This is a genomic window from Nonomuraea sp. NPDC047897, assembly GCF_043204415.1.
Lineage (GTDB): Bacteria > Actinomycetota > Actinomycetes > Streptosporangiales > Streptosporangiaceae > Nonomuraea.
Map to the genome: position 1 here is coordinate 505,288 of NZ_JBIDCC010000001.1, position 14,663 is coordinate 519,950.

14 protein-coding genes are annotated in these 14,663 nt (G+C 72.1%); 7 read left to right on the forward strand and 7 right to left on the reverse strand.

Features of this window, described 5'->3' with window-relative positions; translation table 11 throughout:
• Positions 1 to 140 precede the first annotated feature (140 nt).
• From ACGF0J_RS02280 to ACGF0J_RS02295, 4 genes are read left to right on the forward strand one after another with little or no spacing between them, the layout of a single operon-like run.
• Positions 141 to 1,688, forward strand: a complete 1,548-nt coding sequence (locus ACGF0J_RS02280) for an acyl-CoA synthetase (protein ID WP_393141474.1) — start codon at positions 141 to 143, stop codon at positions 1,686 to 1,688.
• Positions 1,689 to 1,707: 19 nt separating this feature from the next.
• Entirely contained in the window at positions 1,708 to 2,616 is a 909-nt protein-coding gene (locus tag ACGF0J_RS02285; RefSeq protein ID WP_393141476.1) for a Zn-ribbon domain-containing OB-fold protein, read from the forward strand.
• A complete protein-coding gene (locus tag ACGF0J_RS02290; protein ID WP_393141478.1) occupies positions 2,616 to 3,635 on the forward strand; it encodes a lipid-transfer protein in 1,020 nt (339 codons plus the stop codon). The genes ACGF0J_RS02285 and ACGF0J_RS02290 overlap by 1 nt, the downstream gene beginning before the upstream one ends.
• Positions 3,635 to 4,786 (forward strand): thiolase domain-containing protein, encoded by a 1,152-nt coding sequence (locus ACGF0J_RS02295; RefSeq protein ID WP_393141827.1) that lies wholly within the window; start codon positions 3,635 to 3,637, stop codon positions 4,784 to 4,786. The genes ACGF0J_RS02290 and ACGF0J_RS02295 overlap by 1 nt, the downstream gene beginning before the upstream one ends.
• Before the next feature lie 32 nt (positions 4,787 to 4,818).
• Here the strand turns inward: ACGF0J_RS02295 and ACGF0J_RS02300 are convergent, their stop codons facing one another.
• A complete protein-coding gene (locus tag ACGF0J_RS02300; RefSeq protein WP_393141480.1) occupies positions 4,819 to 5,853 on the reverse strand; it encodes an RNA-guided endonuclease InsQ/TnpB family protein in 1,035 nt (344 codons plus the stop codon).
• A 176-nt stretch (positions 5,854 to 6,029) separates the two neighbouring features.
• On the opposite strand from ACGF0J_RS02300, the gene ACGF0J_RS02305 reads away from it, so the two are divergent.
• On the forward strand, positions 6,030 to 7,616 hold the full coding sequence (locus tag ACGF0J_RS02305) for an acyl-CoA synthetase (protein ID WP_393141482.1): 1,587 nt from the start codon (positions 6,030 to 6,032) through the stop codon (positions 7,614 to 7,616).
• Between the two features lie 9 nt (positions 7,617 to 7,625).
• On the opposite strand, the gene ACGF0J_RS02310 is transcribed toward ACGF0J_RS02305, so the two are convergent.
• The gene (locus tag ACGF0J_RS02310; protein ID WP_393141484.1) at positions 7,626 to 8,252 is read right to left on the reverse strand and encodes a LysE family translocator; all 627 of its coding nucleotides are present in this window, start codon (positions 8,250 to 8,252) and stop codon (positions 7,626 to 7,628) included.
• 21 nt (positions 8,253 to 8,273) lie between these two features.
• Positions 8,274 to 9,140, reverse strand: a complete 867-nt coding sequence (locus ACGF0J_RS02315) for a LysR family transcriptional regulator (RefSeq protein WP_393141486.1) — start codon at positions 9,138 to 9,140, stop codon at positions 8,274 to 8,276.
• 110 nt (positions 9,141 to 9,250) lie between these two features.
• Here ACGF0J_RS02315 and ACGF0J_RS02320 point away from each other — a divergent pair, with 110 nt between their 5' ends.
• A complete protein-coding gene (locus ACGF0J_RS02320; RefSeq protein WP_393141488.1) occupies positions 9,251 to 9,772 on the forward strand; it encodes a cysteine dioxygenase in 522 nt (173 codons plus the stop codon).
• Positions 9,773 to 9,791: 19 nt separating this feature from the next.
• Here ACGF0J_RS02320 and ACGF0J_RS02325 read toward each other — a convergent pair whose 3' ends face one another.
• The 4 genes from ACGF0J_RS02325 to ACGF0J_RS02340 form a co-directional block, all read right to left on the reverse strand.
• Positions 9,792 to 10,361 (reverse strand): hypothetical protein, encoded by a 570-nt coding sequence (locus ACGF0J_RS02325; protein WP_393141490.1) that lies wholly within the window; start codon positions 10,359 to 10,361, stop codon positions 9,792 to 9,794.
• Between the two features lie 204 nt (positions 10,362 to 10,565).
• Entirely contained in the window at positions 10,566 to 11,243 is a 678-nt protein-coding gene (locus ACGF0J_RS02330; protein WP_393141492.1) for a hypothetical protein, read from the reverse strand.
• Positions 11,244 to 11,874: 631 nt separating this feature from the next.
• Positions 11,875 to 12,513: an alpha/beta fold hydrolase gene (locus tag ACGF0J_RS02335; RefSeq protein ID WP_393141494.1), complete on the reverse strand. Its 639-nt coding sequence runs from the start codon at positions 12,511 to 12,513 to the stop codon at positions 11,875 to 11,877.
• A gap of 109 nt (positions 12,514 to 12,622) precedes the next feature.
• Positions 12,623 to 13,129 carry a DinB family protein gene (locus tag ACGF0J_RS02340; protein WP_393141496.1) on the reverse strand — a complete coding sequence of 169 codons (507 nt, stop codon included), beginning with the start codon at positions 13,127 to 13,129 and terminating at the stop codon, positions 12,623 to 12,625.
• Between the two features lie 183 nt (positions 13,130 to 13,312).
• Between ACGF0J_RS02340 and nhaA the strand changes: the two genes are divergently transcribed.
• Positions 13,313 to 14,626 (forward strand): Na+/H+ antiporter NhaA, encoded by a 1,314-nt coding sequence (gene nhaA / locus ACGF0J_RS02345; protein WP_393141498.1) that lies wholly within the window; start codon positions 13,313 to 13,315, stop codon positions 14,624 to 14,626.
• Positions 14,627 to 14,663 lie beyond the last annotated feature (37 nt).

The following is a 14,663-nucleotide window of genomic DNA, read 5'->3' on the forward strand; positions in this document are numbered from 1 at the left end:
GGCGGAGTCCGGCGAAACCTGCAATCAAGCGCTTGCTCAGGTCTTCGCCGCCGGGTTACGCTGCCCAGGCAAATAAGAACTTGTTCTTGTTTCCCCCTTCCTGGGCAGGCCGGTGACGCGGCTGCCGACGAGGAGCCGCCATGGGCACGCTCGGATTCTGGAGACTGGCGCAGGCCGATCCGGACTGGACCGCCGCCGTGGACCCCGACGGCACGGAGCACCGGGCCGGCGACCTGCTCGCCCGCTGCAACCGGCTCGTGCACGGGCTGCGCGAACTGGGCCTGCGCCCCGGCGACGGCATCTGCGGCCTCATGCCCAACGGCGCCGACGGGCTCGTGCTCTACCTCGCCGCCATGCAGGCCGGCTGGTACTACACGCCGATCAACTGGCACCTGACCGGGCCCGAGATCGCCTACATCGTCGCCGACAGCGAGGCAAAGGCGTTCTTCGCGCACCCCAGGTACGCCGCCGAGGGAACGCGTGGAGCCGAGGCCGTCGCGCCGGAGCGCCGCTTCGCCGTACCCGGGGACATCCCGGGCTTCCGCCCGGTCGGCGACCTGACGGACGGGCGGCCGGACACCGCGCCCGCCGACCGCACGGCCGGCGCCGCCATGCACTACACCTCGGGCACCACCGGAAAACCCAAGGGCGTCAGACGCCCGCTCAGCGGGCTCGACCCCGACGACGGCGCCGAGCTGATGACGTTCCTGCTCGGCCTGTTCGGCATCACACCGGGGCGGCCCAACGCCCACCTCGTCACCTCGCCCAACTACCACACCGCCGTCACCCAGTTCGGCGGCACGGCCCTGCACATGGGCCACACCCTCGTCTACATGGACAAGTGGGACGCCGAGGAGACGCTGCGGCTCTGCGAACGCCACCGGATCACCAACTCGCACCTCGTTCCCACCCACTTCAAGCGCCTGCTCGCCCTTCCGGAGGAGATCCGGGGCAGGTACGACCTGTCGTCGCTGCGATGGATGATCCACGCCGCCGCCCCCTGCCCGGTTCCGGTCAAGCGGGCGATGCTCGACTGGTGGGGCGACTGCGTCTACGAGTACTACGCGGCCACCGAGGGCGGCGGCACCCTCGCCACCCCCGAGGACTGGAAGGCCCACCCCGGCACCGTCGGCAGGGCCTGGCCGATCAGCGAACTGCTCGTCGTGGACGAGCAGGGCGAGCCGGTGCCGCCCGGAACCCCCGGGACGATCTACATGAAGATGGCGGGCGTCAGCTTCGAGTACAAGGGCGACCCCGCCAAGACCGAGGCCAACCGGCTCAAGGACCACTTCACCGTCGGCGACATCGGCTACCTCGACGACGACGGCTTCCTCTACCTGTGCGACCGCAAGGCCGACATGATCATTTCGGGCGGGACCAACATCTACCCCGCCGAGATCGAGAACGAGATCATGGTCCACCCCAAGGTCGCGGACGTGGCCGTCTTCGGCATCCCCGACGAGGAGTGGGGCGAGCAGATCAAGGCCGTGGTCGAGCCCGCCCCCGATGCCGAGCCGGGACCCGCGCTGGCCGCCGAGATCCTCGCCTCGCTGGAGGGGCGGCTGGCCCGCATGAAGTGGCCCAAGACGATCGACTTCATCGCCGAGATGCCCCGCGAGCCCAACGGCAAGCTGCTCAAACGCAAGCTGCGCGCCCCGTACTGGGAGGGACGCGAGCGTGCCATCTGACCGCACGGGAGGTCGCCCCATGCCCCCACCCGAGCCGGACGAGCCGCCGGCCGCCCGGCACGTGCTGGAGTTCCCCGGCGGCTACACCCGCACGACCGGGCCGGTGATCGGCAGGTTCCTCACCGAGCTGCGCGCCGGCCGCCTCGTCGGCGTGCGGACCGCCGAGGGCCGGGTGCTCGTGCCGCCCCTGGAGTACGACCCGGCCACCGGCGATCCCGTGAGCGACACCTACGTCGAGGTCGGCCCGGCCGGCACGGTCACCGCGTCGGCCTGGGTGCCCGAGCCGCGCCCCGGCCACCCGCTCGACCGGCCGTTCGCCTGGGCCCTGATCAGGCTCGACGGCGCCGACACCGCACTCGTGCACGCCGTGGACGCCGGCGACCCCAAGGCGCTGCGGCCCGGCGCCCGCGTCTGGCCGGTCTGGCGGCAGGACCGCACCGGCCACATCACCGACCTGTCCCACTTCGCGCCCGAGGTGACGCGGATCGTCTCGCCCGTCGCACCGGAGTACCGCATCCAGGCCGGCGGCGCGCTGCGGGTCTTCCTCGAAGGAGTCCGGCGCGGCGTCTTCCTCGGCGGCCGGTGCGCCACCTGCGCCAAGGTGTACGTGCCCTACCGGGCCTCCTGCCCCGAATGCGGCGACGCCATCGAGGACCGGGTCGAGCTGCCCGACACCGGCACCATCACCACGTTCGCCATCAACAACCTGCCCGACCCGCGCGCCCCCGAGGTGCCCTTCGTCTCGGCTTACATCCTGCTCGACGGCGCCGACATCCCCATGATCGCGCTGGTCGGCGGGGTGCCCGCGCACGAGGTGCGGCAGGGCATGCGCGTGCGCGCCGCGTGGCTGCCGGAGAGCGAGCGGACGCTGTCCATGGCGAACGTCCGGTGGTTCACCCCCACCGGCGAACCCGACGCGGAGTTGTGATGAGAGACGTGGCGATCGTCGCCTTCGCCCAGACCCGCCACACCGGCCACGACACCGGCCTGTCCGAGCCCGAGCTGATCCTCCCCGTGATCAACGAGGTCAAGGACCGCACCGGCCTGCGCAGGTTCGGCTTCACCTGCTCGGGGAGCTGCGACTACCTCGCCGGGGCGCCGTTCTCGTTCGTCTCGGCGCTCGACGCGCTCGGCGCCTGGCCGCCGATCTCGGAGAGCCACGTGGAGATGGACGCCGCCTGGGCCCTGTACGAGGCGTGGGTCCGGCTCCAGCACGGCGACGTCGACTCGGCCCTCGTCTACGGCTTCGGCAAGTCGTCCCTCGGCGACCTGCGCACGATCATGACGCTCCAGCTCGACCCGTACTACCTGGAGCCCCTGGGCCTGGACCAGCTCTCCGTCGCCGCGCTGCAGGCCGCCGCCCTCGGGGCGGACCGGGCCGAGCTGGACGAGATCGTCCGCCGCAGCCGGGCCGACGGCCGGGCCAACCCGTACGCGCTCGACCTGCCGGCGGAGATCCCCGACGCCCCCGCGGTCGAACCGCTGCGGACCTGCGACATCGCGCCGATCACCGACGGCGCCGCCGCGGTGGTGCTCGCCGCCGGCGACCTCGCCACGCGGCTGTGCGAACGTCCCGCCTACATCAGAGGCATCGCGCATCGCATCGAACCCCACTACCCGGGTATGCGGGATCTCGCCCGGTCGGCCTCCGCGGCCGAGGCCGCACGAGCCGCGGGGGCCGGCAAGGGCCCGATCGACGTGGCCGAGCTGCACACGCAGTTCGCGCACGAGGAGATCGTCCTGCGCCGCGCGCTGGAGCTGCCCGGCAGCACGGTCGTCAACCCGTCCGGCGGCCCGCTCGCCGCCAACCCCGTCATGGCCACCGGCCTCATCCGGCTCGGCGAGGCGGCCCGGCGCGTCCACGACGGCACCGCCTCGCGGGTCGTCGGCCACGCCACGAGCGGCCCCTGCCTGCAGCACAACCTCGTCACCGTCCTGGAGGCATGATGGGCCACCGCTGTGCGGTCATCGGCGTCGGCCAGACGCACTACACGACCAAGCGCCGCGACGTGTCGATCGCCGGGCTGGTGCGCGAGGCGGCGCTGCGCGCCCTGGAGGACGCCGGGCTGACGTTCAGGGACATCGACGCCGTCGTCATCGGCAAGGCGCCCGACCTGTTCGAGGGCGTCATGATGCCGGAGGCGTACCTGGCCGACGCGCTCGGCGCGGCCGGCAAGCCGATGATGCGGGTGCACACCGCCGGCAGCGTCGGCGGGTCCACCGCCCTGGTCGGCGCCAGCCTGATCCAGGGCGGCGTGCACGACCGGGTGCTGGTCGTGGCGTTCGAGAAGCAGTCGGAGTCCAACGCCACCTGGGCGCTGTCCACCCACCTGCCGTTCAACACCTCCCTCGTGGTCGGCGCGGGCGGCTACTTCGCGCCGCACATCCGCGAGTACATGCGCCGCACCGGCGCGCCCGGCCACATTGGCACGCTCGTCGCGGTCAAGGACCGGCGCAACGCGCTGCGCAACCCCTACGCCCACCTCAAGATCCCCGGGATCGACCGGGCCATGGTCGAGGCGACGCCGATGCTGTGGGAGCCGATCCGCTACCTGGAGACCTGCCCGTCCAGCGACGGCGCCTGCGCCATGGTGCTGTCGTCGGAGTCGGGGGTCACCGGCACGCCCGCGTGGATCCACGGCGCCGCCATGCGTTCCGAGCCGATCTTCCGGGCCGGCCGCGACACGGTCAACCCGCAGGCCGGCAAGGACTGCGCCGCCGACGTCTACCGGCAGGCCGGCGTCACCGACCCGCGGCGGCAGATCGACGTGGCCGAGGTGTACGTGCCCTTCTCCTGGTACGAGCCGATGTGGCTGGAGAACCTCGGCTTCGCCGCGGAGGGGGAGGGCTGGAAGCTCACCGAGTCCGGCGCCACGGCGCTCGACGGCGACATCCCGTGGAACGCCTCCGGCGGTGTGCTGTCCAGCAACCCGATCGGCGCGTCAGGCCTGATCAGGTTCGCCGAGGCGGCGCTGCAGGTGCGCGGGACGGCGGGGGAGCACCAGGTGGACGGCGCCCGGCTGGCGCTCGGCCACGCCTACGGCGGCGGAGCCCAGTTCTTCGCGATGTGGATCGTCGGACGGGAGAGGCCCTGGTGACTCCTCCGCTCCCTGAAGGGAGCGGCTTCTCGCTAAGCCGCTTGGGCAGCCTGGCGAGGGGCAAGCCCTGCCCTCAGGATGTTGGTCGCCGCGTTCACGTCGGCGTGCGCGGTGTGCCCGCACGTCGTGCAGGCGAACGCGGCCTGGGTGAGGCGGTTGTCCTTCGCCACGTGCCCGCAGCGGGCGCAGGTGCGGGAGGTGTTGCGGGGATCGACTGCGATCAGCTCTCGACCGGCGCTTTCAGCCTTGTGCGCGAGGATCGTCAGGAACACCCCCCAACCCGCGTCGAGAATCGAACGGTTGAGCCCGGACTTGGCGGCGACGTTACGGCCGGGCGCGTCGATCGTGCCGGACGCCGAACGTGTCATGTGGGTGATCCGCAGGTCCTCGTGCACGATCACGTCGTAGCCACGGACCAGGGCGAGCGCGGTCTTGTGCGCGTGGTCGATCCGCTGGCGGCGGACCTTGGCGTGCAGCGCCGCCACCCGGGCGGCCGCCTTACGGCGGCGCTTGGACCCGCGCTTGGTCCGGGCGAGATCGCGCTGGGCCGATGCCAGACGGCCGGCGCAGGCGGCCAGGTGCCGCTGGTTGTCGATGTGGTGACCGTCGCTGGTCGTGACCAGCGAGGCGACACCCAGGTCGATCCCCGCGACCACACCCGTGGCAGGCAGCGGCTGCGCGGGCACCTCGTCACACGACAGCACCACGTACCAGCGCGAGCCCTCGCGCTTGACGGCGATCGTCTTGACCCGGCCCTTCACGGCCCGGTGCTGGTGCACCCGGACGTGGCCGACGCCCTGAAGGCGCACGAACGTGGCGGCCGGATGCTCGGGCTGGGAATCCCACCGGCAGCCGTCACCGTCCTTCGGCCATTCCACCATGTCGAACCAGCCCCGCCCCTTGAAACGCGGGAACCCCGGCGCGCGCCCGGCCTTGACCCGGTCGAAGAACGCCCGGAACGCCTTGTCCAGCCGTCGCAGCGTGGCCTGCTGGGAAGAGAACGACCACCGGCCCTGACCATCTGGATCGTCGGCGCGGATGTGCTTCAGCTCCGCCGACCTGCGCACACCCACCTCCCACGCTCGGTAACGACGCGACCACGGTACCGGCAGGCACCGACAGAAACCGGAAGGAGACCCGTGATGCGCAGACCCGGCAGGTCACGGCACGCTCGGGCCTTGACGGCCCTCCCGCTCCCGATTCCCCCGGCGGCTGAAGCCGCCGGTCCCCTCGGGAGGCTCTGATGGAGTTCAACCACGCGGACCTGTTCGAGGGGCTGGCCGACACGATCGGGGACCGGGTGGCCGTCGTCTGCGGCGACGAGCGGCGCACCTACGCCGAGCTGGACGCCGAAGCGAACCGGCTCGCGCACTACCTGCTCGACCGCGGGGTGGAGCCGGGCCAGCACGTCGGCCTGCAGCTCTACAACGGCATCGGCTACGTCGCCGGGCTGCTGGCCGCCCTGAAGATCCGCGCCGTGCCGATCAACGTGAACTACCGGTACGTCGAGGCCGAGCTGCTCTACCTCTACCGCGACTCCGACATCCGGGCCCTGCTCTACGACGTGGAGTTCGACGGCCGGGTGGCCGCCGTGGCAGGGGAGGCGCCGCTGCTGCGGCACCTGGTCGCCGTGGGCGGCAACTCGGTGATCCCCGGGGCGGTGCCGTACTGGATGGCGCTGGAGAGCGGCAAGGACGAGCGCGGCTTCGCGCCGCGCTCCGGGCAGGACGTCTACATCATCTACACCGGCGGCACGACCGGCATGCCGAAGGGCGCGATGTGGCACGTCGAGGACCTGTTCATGGCCTTCGGCGGCGGCAATCCGTACGGCGAGCCGCGCGCCACCCCGCGGGAGGTGATCGACGCGGCGGCCGGGTCCGGGCCGCTGGTGATGATGGCGGTGCCGCCGCTGATGCACGGGGCGGCGCAGATGGCCACGTTCATCGCCTGGTGGATGGGCGCGACCATGGTGTACGTCCGCAGGTTCGACGCGGCCGAGGTGTGGCGGACGGTCGCGCGGGAGAAGGTGTTCACGATGAACATCACCGGCGACGCCATGGCCCGGCCGCTCGCCGACGAGCTGGCGCGCGGCGGCCACGACGTGTCGTCGCTGGGCGTGATCAGCTCCACCGGCGCCATCCTGACCGGGTCCGTCCGCGACCGGCTCCAGGAGCTGCTGCCCCACGTCATGATCCTCGACAACTTCGGCAGCACCGAGTCCGGCTTCACCGCTTCGGGGGTGGCCGGCTCCTCGCCCGAGACGGGGCTGCGCTACCAGCCGAACGCCACGGCGCGGCTCACGGTCCTCGACGAGAAGCTGCGGCCGGTCGAGCCGGGCTCCGGGCAGCTCGGCACCGTGGCCAAGGCGGGGCGGATCGCGTTCGGCTACTACAACGATCCCGGTAAGACCGCCGCCACGTTCGTCACCGGCGAGGACGGCACGCGATGGCTGCTGACCGGTGACCTGGCGACCGTCGACACCGACGGCACGGTCAACGTCTTCGGCCGCGGCTCGCAGTGCATCAACACCGGCGGGGAGAAGGTCTTCCCCGAGGAGGTGGAGGCCGTGCTGAAGGGGCATCCGGCGGTGTTCGACGCGGTCGTCACCGGGGTGCCCGACGACCGGTGGGGGAGCAGGGTGGCGGCCGTGGTGGAGCCCCGGCCCGGCGCCGGGGTCACCGCAGACGAGCTGGACGAGCACTGCCGGCGGCTGCTGTCGGGCTACAAGGTGCCGCGCACGTACGCGTTCGTCGAGGAGGTCGTCCGCTCGCCGGCGGGCAAGGCGGACTACCGGTGGGCCCGGCAGACGGTCGAGGCCGCAGGCTCCTGAGACCCGCCGTCAGGCCTTCTCGCCGGTGAGCCAGGCGGCCAGGCCCAGGTAGACGACGCCGCTGCCGACGTCGAGGCGGCGGCGGGCACGCGCGGAGCCGCGGATCCGCCCGGCCAGCACCGAGGCGAGCATGGCGTAGGTGCCGTCGGAGGCCATGCCGAGCACGATCCAGACCACGCCGAGCACCAGGATCTGCGCCGCGACGGGACCGGCCGAGGGGTCGGTGAACTGCGGCAGGAACGCCAGGAAGAAGATCGCGGTCTTCGGGTTGAGCACGTTGACGACGAACCCCTCCGCGAACATGCGCCGCCGTGAGTGCTCCCCGACCTCGACCGTCTCCCCGGTGTCGCCCCGCCGCAGCAGCTTGCGCGTTCCGAGCCAGACCAGGTAGGCGACGCCCACCCACTTGACCACGGTGAACGCGGTCGCCGAGGCGGCCAGCAGCGCGCTGATGCCGAGCGCGGCGGCGGCGACGTGCACCAGCGAGCCCGCGTGCACGCCGAGCACGGAGACCAGCCCGGCGGACCTGCCCTGGGCGACGCTGCGGGTGACGATGAACAGCACGGCGGGCCCGGGCACCACGAGCAGGGCGAGGGTGGCCGCCGCGAAGAGCGAGAGCGTCGCGAGGTCAGGCATGAGGCCATCGTCACATGGCCGTCAAAGGCTTTTCCGCAGCGCGGCGAGCAGGGTCTGGACGGCCGGTGGGTGGGGCGGCTCGCCGTACACGGCGGCGTGGACGTGCCTGGTCGAGCCGGGGATCTCGGTGGTGGTCACCCCGGGGTGGCGGTGCGCGCGCAGGGCCAGTCCCGGCAGCAGCGTCACGCCCATGCCGGCGGCGACCAGCGCCTGGACGGCCACGATGTCGTCGCTGGTGAACGACAGTCGCGGGGTGAACCCGGCCTTGGCGCACATGTCGAGCAGGTGGCTGCGGCACCGGTCACAGCCCGCGATCCAGGCGGCGTCCGCGTGCGCCGCCAGCCCGCCCGCCGGCCCGCCCGCCGGGGTGACCAGGTAGCTCGGGTCGTCGAGCAGGTGGATCATCGAGATGCCGGTGTCCTCGGGCGCCGTGTCGTCGTACCGGAAGATCACCGCCACGTCGACCCGGCCGGAGCGCAGCAGCCGCAGCGCCTCCGGCGGCTCTGTCTCGGTGAGGTCCAGCCGCAGCCCGGGGTGGGTGCGCGCCAGCCGTGCGGCGGCCGCCGGGGTGAAGGTGCCGATCGCCGACGGGAAGGCCGCCAGGCGCACCCGGCCCGAGCGCAGCCCGACGTGGGCGGCCAGCTCCTCGGCGGTGGCGTCGAGGCGGGCGATGATGTCGACGGCCCGATCGGCGAGCAGCCGCCCGGCCTCGGTGAGCCGGATGCCGCGCCCGGCGCGCTGGACGAGCTTGGCGCCGGTCTCGGCTTCGAGGCGGGCCAGGTGATGGCTGACCGAGGGCTGCGAGTAGTGCAGGTCCCGTGCCGCGGCGGTCAGCGAACCCCGGCGGGCGACGGCGACGAGGACCCGCAGGCGTACGACGTCCAGCATTCATCAACCCTACCTATGAGTGAGCCACAAAACATCTGTTGGACCTATCGGTTGTTCCGTAGCACCGTGGAGGGGGTAGAGGCATTAACGTCTTTCCCTAGGGGGATACCATGGAATTGGCCACGGTGCGACCCGGCCTCGACGACCTCGTCGCGGGCATCGCCGCCATCACCGGGCGCGGGCTCGGCGGCCGAGCCGCCGCCCACGCCGTAGCGGGACTGCTCCGCGAGCGCCTGCACACGCTCGACCCGCTCACCCCGCAGGAACGCGCCGGCTCCCCCGAGGGATACGTCTCCCACATCCTGCACGCCCAGGAGGACTTCTCCGTCGTGGCCGTCGTCTGGCGGCCCGGCCAGGAGACGGCCGTCCACGACCACCTGGCGTGGTGCGCGTTCGGCGTCATCAGCGGCATCGAGCACGAGACCCTCTACCGCGACATGGGCGACCACCTGGTGGAGATCGGCCGGGCCGACAACCGGCCCGGCGACGTCAGCGGGTTCGCGCCGCCCGGCGACATCCATCGGGTGCGCAACATCAGCGCCGAGGTCGGCCTCTCGGTGCACGTCTACGGCACCGACGTGAGCAGGTCAGGCAGCAGCGTCCGCCGCGTCTACGACCTGCCGGTGCGCTGACTCCAGGCCGCCGGCAGGGCTACTTGACCCGGATCCCCTTGACGATCTTGTCGAGGTCGGCGAAGAGTGGCTGGGAGACCGTCACGGTGACGACGACGCCCTTGCGCTCCACCCAGGCGACGTCGCGGAACTCGCGGAACTCTTTGTGCGGGATCCGCACGAGCACCGTACGCCCGCCGACCTTCCCCTTCTTCGACTTGACGAACTCGCCCGAGTCGAAGGAGGGTTTGCGCAGGTCGGCGAGCTTCACCAGCGAGGGGTCGCAGGTGATCCGCACCCACAGGTTGCGGTACTTGTCGGGGGTGTACCCCTGACCCAGCCACTGGTAGGCGTACTGTTTCGGCTCCACCCTGACCTGGCCGGCGAGGAAGCCCTTCGGGATGTACTTGACGCGCACTCCGTCGAGAGCGTCGTCGGAGCCCCTGGCCGGCTCGTCCACCGTGTCCGCGGCGGCGCGAGCCACGTCGGCCTTGGTGGGCGTCGGGCAGGAGCCCTTGCCGACAGTGGCGCCTGCAGGGCCTGCGGCCCCCGCGACCACGAAAGCGGCGGACAGCATCGGCAGGACGGTGAAAACCGCGATCTTCTTCATGCTCTGTTCGATGATCATAGAGCGGCAGAAGTTCGGTCCACGGAACGTTCTCTCATCCCCTGGCAGCGGACCGCTGGTCACTTCCCGTGCACGCGGTGCTTGCCGGAAGTAGGTCCGGTCGGCCTCGTCAGGCGAACGCCGGCCTTGCGATCACGCTGCCGACGGCACCAGATGTGGGGGTTCGCGATCTGAACGGCGTTGCCGCTAGACCTCGACCATGGGGAAGTCCTGCGCCGGGACGCCCTCCGGCCGGAAGGGCTGCGGCTGCCCGTCCATCCCCGCGTACAGCACCGCGCCCATCACCCCGACGAGCGTGGTGTGCAGGACCATGATGGTCGTGGTCAGCTTGCGTCCGATCATCTCCTGCAGGCCCAGGGCGCCCACCGGGTTGATCGTGTAGCTCAGGCGGGCGCACAGCAACCACATGACCTCCGCCACGGTCAGCGCGAAGGCCAGGTCGTGCACGTAGTTGAGGGTCTCCACCGCCTGCGCCAGGTCGTAGGCGTGCGCGACGGCGAGGTCGGTGAGCTGGATGCCGGCGGTCATGAAGGCGCGCAGCTTCTTGTCGGCTGCCTCCATCGCCTCGCCCGCCCAGGCGGCGGCCAGGGCCTCCCTGCCCGTGGGGTCGCCGGCCCCGAAGAGGTCGTCCAGATCCCTCGCCATGTTGGCCCAGTAGTCGACATGGTTGTCCAGGACCTCGTCGTTGCGGATCACGGCGGACGCCCACAGCATCGCCCCCATGGCCGCGGTGAACGACAGGCCCGCGGCGACCTTGAGCATCGCGGCGGTGCGGCTGCTCTGCAGGGCGGCCTTCGACCGGACGGCGCGGGCCTCGTGCTCGGCGGCCTGCGCCTTCTCCCGCCCCGTGCGGGCCTTGTTCATCTCGCGGTAGGCGGCGCGGATGCCGTCGTCGTCGCTGTAGCGCCAGAGGTAGTTGCCCGTGGCCAGCCTGCGGTCCAGGTAGAGGGCTCCCAGCGCGCCGGCGCCCGCGCCGGCGAGCAGCGTGTTCGCCTCCCAGGCCTTGGCGTACCCGGGCGGCTCGAACAGGGGATTGGCGGTGGAGAAGGAATAGCCGTTGTCCTGGAGCAGACGGTAGTCGGGGAACTGTCCCGGGTGTCCCTCAGCGTCAGCATCGCGCGCACGCCCGCGTGCTCGGCCTGGGCGTAGCCGTCCTTGTTGGTGGTGACCACCTTCGACATGTTCGAGGCGGACCGGGCGCCCCGGATCAGGCGGGCGCGGTAGTCGTCGAAACCGTGGTTGTAGCGAAGGCGCGCCGCCTCGCCGACCAGCCCGAGGGCGCCCAGCGGCAACCCGGACGCCGCGTACACGTCGCTGCTCGTCCCGCCGCCCAGCCCGTGGAGCGAGAGCAGCGCCTCGGAGGCCCGCCCGAGGTTGACAGCCGAGCGATCGAGTCCGGCGCCGCGTACGTGGAGTGGCTTGTCCGTCACAGGAAGATCATCCGATCTGCCGCATCTTCACAGGGCGAATCACCGCGAACGTAGCGAAACTGTGATTAGAGGTAGCTAACGAGGCGGCCCGCCAGCTCGGCCGGGCGGGCCAGCATCGGGGTGTGGCCGCCGTCGATCTCGTCCGGCGTGACGCCCAGCCGCTCGCGGACGATCTCGCGCAGGAACGCGGGCGGGAAGAACCGGTCGTCGCGGCAGAGCAGGAACGTCGTCGGCACGTCCGGCCACCTGCCGAGCGGCCACGGCTCCAGCAGCGCCTTCTCGGCGTGCTCGCGGCCGCCCGCCAGCATCTCGGCGGCCAGGTCGGGCGGCACGTCGTGCAGGAACACCGCGACCTCGTCGCTCATGTCCGGCCCCTGGAAGCCCGTGTTGGCCCACCAGTCGGCCGGCGGCTCACCGGGAGCCGGGATCATCGCCGCCACCAGCACCAGCCGGTCGGCCTCGACCCGGTCGCACACCAGCGGGGCGACGAGCCCGCCCCACGAGTGGGCCACCACGACGAGGTCCGTCCGGTCGCCGACGGCCTTCACCACCGTGTCGGCGTAGTCGCCCAGCCCCGCCGACGGGTCGTCGATCGGCAGGTCGACGGCCACCGAGTCGTGGCCCAGGCGGCGCAGCTCGGCCTCCACCAGGCGCCAGTCGCGGGCGCTGCCTCCGCCGCCGTGAATGAGCGCGAACGTCGCCATGTCTCCTCCTTGAAGGGTTCGCGTGTGCAGACCGCCCGGCGGCCGGAAACTCATCGCGTACGGCGATGGCTCCCCGCCCGACGGCAGATCCGTTCCCGGGGACGCGGCGTCACTCGCCGGTGACGCCGTCGATGCGTTCGCGCAGCAGGTCGGCGTGCCCGTTGTGGCGCGCGTACTCCTCGATCAGGTGCACGAGGACCCACCGGTGGGTGCAGTCCTGCCCGTGGCGCTGCCGCCTGCCCACGGCGTCCAGCGGCAGCGCGGCCGACAGCTTCCGCGCGTGCTCGATCTCCGCCTGCCAGGTGGCGAACGCCTCCTCGGCCGAGGCGGTGTCCACGTCGTCGAAGTCGGCGTCGACGCGTTCGTCCTTGCCCCACAGCCGGGGCACGTCCTCGTCGTCGAGGATCTGCCGGAACCAGGCCCGTTCCACGTGCGCCATGTGCCGGACCAGGCCGAGCAGGGACATGGACGACGGCGGGGCGCTGCGCAGGCGGAGCTGCTCCTCCGTCAGGCCGGCGCACTTGACGGCGAGCGTGCCGCGATGCCATTCGAGCCAGTTGGTCAACACCGTGCGCTCGTCGCCGGACAGAGGCGGGGGAATCCGGTTGTCGGTCATGAACGGCAACGTATCCGGTGGCGAGCCGGCCACACACATGGGCCACCCCCCGAGGGGGTAGGGCTGACCTTGCCGGAGACCGGCAAGCAAGCCGCCGGAACACTGCGCGCCGGCCACGTTGTGGCGGTGGGCGGCGGTTTGGCAGGCTGGGGATCCATTCCTGTGACTTTCCGGAGCGTGTTCATGATCAATGGTGTCCGTCGCACCCTGTTCGACCGGGGCTCGTGGGCCGAGGCCGGCCGCATCGCCGACATCCTCCGCAAGGAGACCATCGGCGGCGCGCTGCTGCTGGTCGGCGCGGCGGCGGCGTTGATCTGGGCGAACTCCCCCTGGTCGGCCGGGTACGAGGCGCTGCGCGGCGTCACCGTCGGCCCGGCGGCGCTGCACCTGAACCTCGACCTGGCGACCTGGGCCGCCGACGGGCTGCTGGCGATCTTCTTCTTCGTGGCGGGGCTGGAGCTCAAGCGGGAGTTCGTCGCCGGTGACCTGCGCCACGCGCGGCGGGCCGCCGTCCCGGTCGCCGCCGCCTTCGGCGGGGTGCTCGTGCCCGCCGCGCTCTTCCTGCTGGTGACCCGCGGCACCGGCGGCGCCGCGGCGGGCTGGGCGATCCCCACGGCCACCGACATCGCGTTCGCGCTGGCCGTGCTCGCGGTGGTGGGCAGGTTCCTGCCCGCGGCGCTGCGCACCTTCCTGCTCACCCTCGCCGTCGTTGACGACCTCATCGCGATCGTCATCATCGCCCTGTTCTACACCGCCGACCTGGCGCCGGTCCCGCTGCTGGCCGCGCTGGTGCCGCTCGCCGCCTTCACCGCCCTGGTGCAGCGCCGGGTGCGCTCCTGGTGGCTGCTGCTGCCCCTGGCGTTCGCCGTCTGGGCGCTCGTGCACGCCTCCGGGGTGCACGCCACCGTCGCCGGGGTGCTGCTCGGGTTCGCCGTCCCGGTCCTGCGCAGCGGGCGCGCGGGAGGTCCCGAGGCGGGGCCGGGGCTGGCCGAGCACTTCGAGCACAGGTTCCGGCCGCTGTCGGCCGCGGTCGCCGTGCCCCTGTTCGCGTTCCTGTCGGCCGGGGTGACCGTCGGCGGGTTCAGCGGGCTCACCACCGCCCTGAGCGACCCCGTCGCCGTCGGCATCGTCGTCGGACTGGTCGTCGGCAAGCCGATCGGGATCATGGCGGCGACCTGGCTGGTGGGCCGCTTCACCCGGGCCAGCCTGGACGGCGGGCTCGCCTGGGTGGACGTGCTGGGCCTGGCCGTTCTGGCCGGCATCGGCTTCACGGTGTCGCTGCTCATCGGAGAGCTGGCCTTCGGCGCCGGCACCGAACGGGACTCGCACGTGAAGATGGCCGTGCTGACTGGTTCGCTGATCGCCGCGCTGATCGCCGCGGTCATCCTGCGCCTGCGTGACCGGGCGTACCGGCGCATCCACGAGATCGAGACCGCCGACCGCGACCAGGACAACATCCCCGACGTCTACCAGGAGTCCCCGGCGGACCGGAGCTGACCCGCGCCCGCCCGGCAGCCTGGTTGGTCACGGCCGC

What these genes read in the sequence shown, in the direction of transcription:
- nhaA (WP_393141498.1), top strand. Translation starts at nt 13,313, where the DNA reads ATGATCAATGGTGTCCGTCGCACCCTGTTCGACCGGGGCTCGTGGGCC.
- ACGF0J_RS02290 (WP_393141478.1), top strand. Translation starts at nt 2,616, where the DNA reads ATGAGAGACGTGGCGATCGTCGCCTTCGCCCAGACCCGCCACACCGGC.
- ACGF0J_RS02335 (WP_393141494.1), bottom strand. Translation starts at nt 12,513, where the DNA reads ATGGCGACGTTCGCGCTCATTCACGGCGGCGGAGGCAGCGCCCGCGAC.
- ACGF0J_RS02295 (WP_393141827.1), top strand. Translation starts at nt 3,635, where the DNA reads ATGGGCCACCGCTGTGCGGTCATCGGCGTCGGCCAGACGCACTACACG.
- ACGF0J_RS02320 (WP_393141488.1), top strand. Translation starts at nt 9,251, where the DNA reads ATGGAATTGGCCACGGTGCGACCCGGCCTCGACGACCTCGTCGCGGGC.
- ACGF0J_RS02340 (WP_393141496.1), bottom strand. Translation starts at nt 13,129, where the DNA reads ATGACCGACAACCGGATTCCCCCGCCTCTGTCCGGCGACGAGCGCACG.
- ACGF0J_RS02305 (WP_393141482.1), top strand. Translation starts at nt 6,030, where the DNA reads ATGGAGTTCAACCACGCGGACCTGTTCGAGGGGCTGGCCGACACGATC.
- ACGF0J_RS02310 (WP_393141484.1), bottom strand. Translation starts at nt 8,252, where the DNA reads ATGCCTGACCTCGCGACGCTCTCGCTCTTCGCGGCGGCCACCCTCGCC.
- ACGF0J_RS02280 (WP_393141474.1), top strand. Translation starts at nt 141, where the DNA reads ATGGGCACGCTCGGATTCTGGAGACTGGCGCAGGCCGATCCGGACTGG.
- ACGF0J_RS02285 (WP_393141476.1), top strand. Translation starts at nt 1,708, where the DNA reads ATGCCCCCACCCGAGCCGGACGAGCCGCCGGCCGCCCGGCACGTGCTG.
- ACGF0J_RS02325 (WP_393141490.1), bottom strand. Translation starts at nt 10,361, where the DNA reads ATGAAGAAGATCGCGGTTTTCACCGTCCTGCCGATGCTGTCCGCCGCT.
- ACGF0J_RS02330 (WP_393141492.1), bottom strand. Translation starts at nt 11,243, where the DNA reads ATGAACAAGGCCCGCACGGGGCGGGAGAAGGCGCAGGCCGCCGAGCAC.
- ACGF0J_RS02315 (WP_393141486.1), bottom strand. Translation starts at nt 9,140, where the DNA reads ATGCTGGACGTCGTACGCCTGCGGGTCCTCGTCGCCGTCGCCCGCCGG.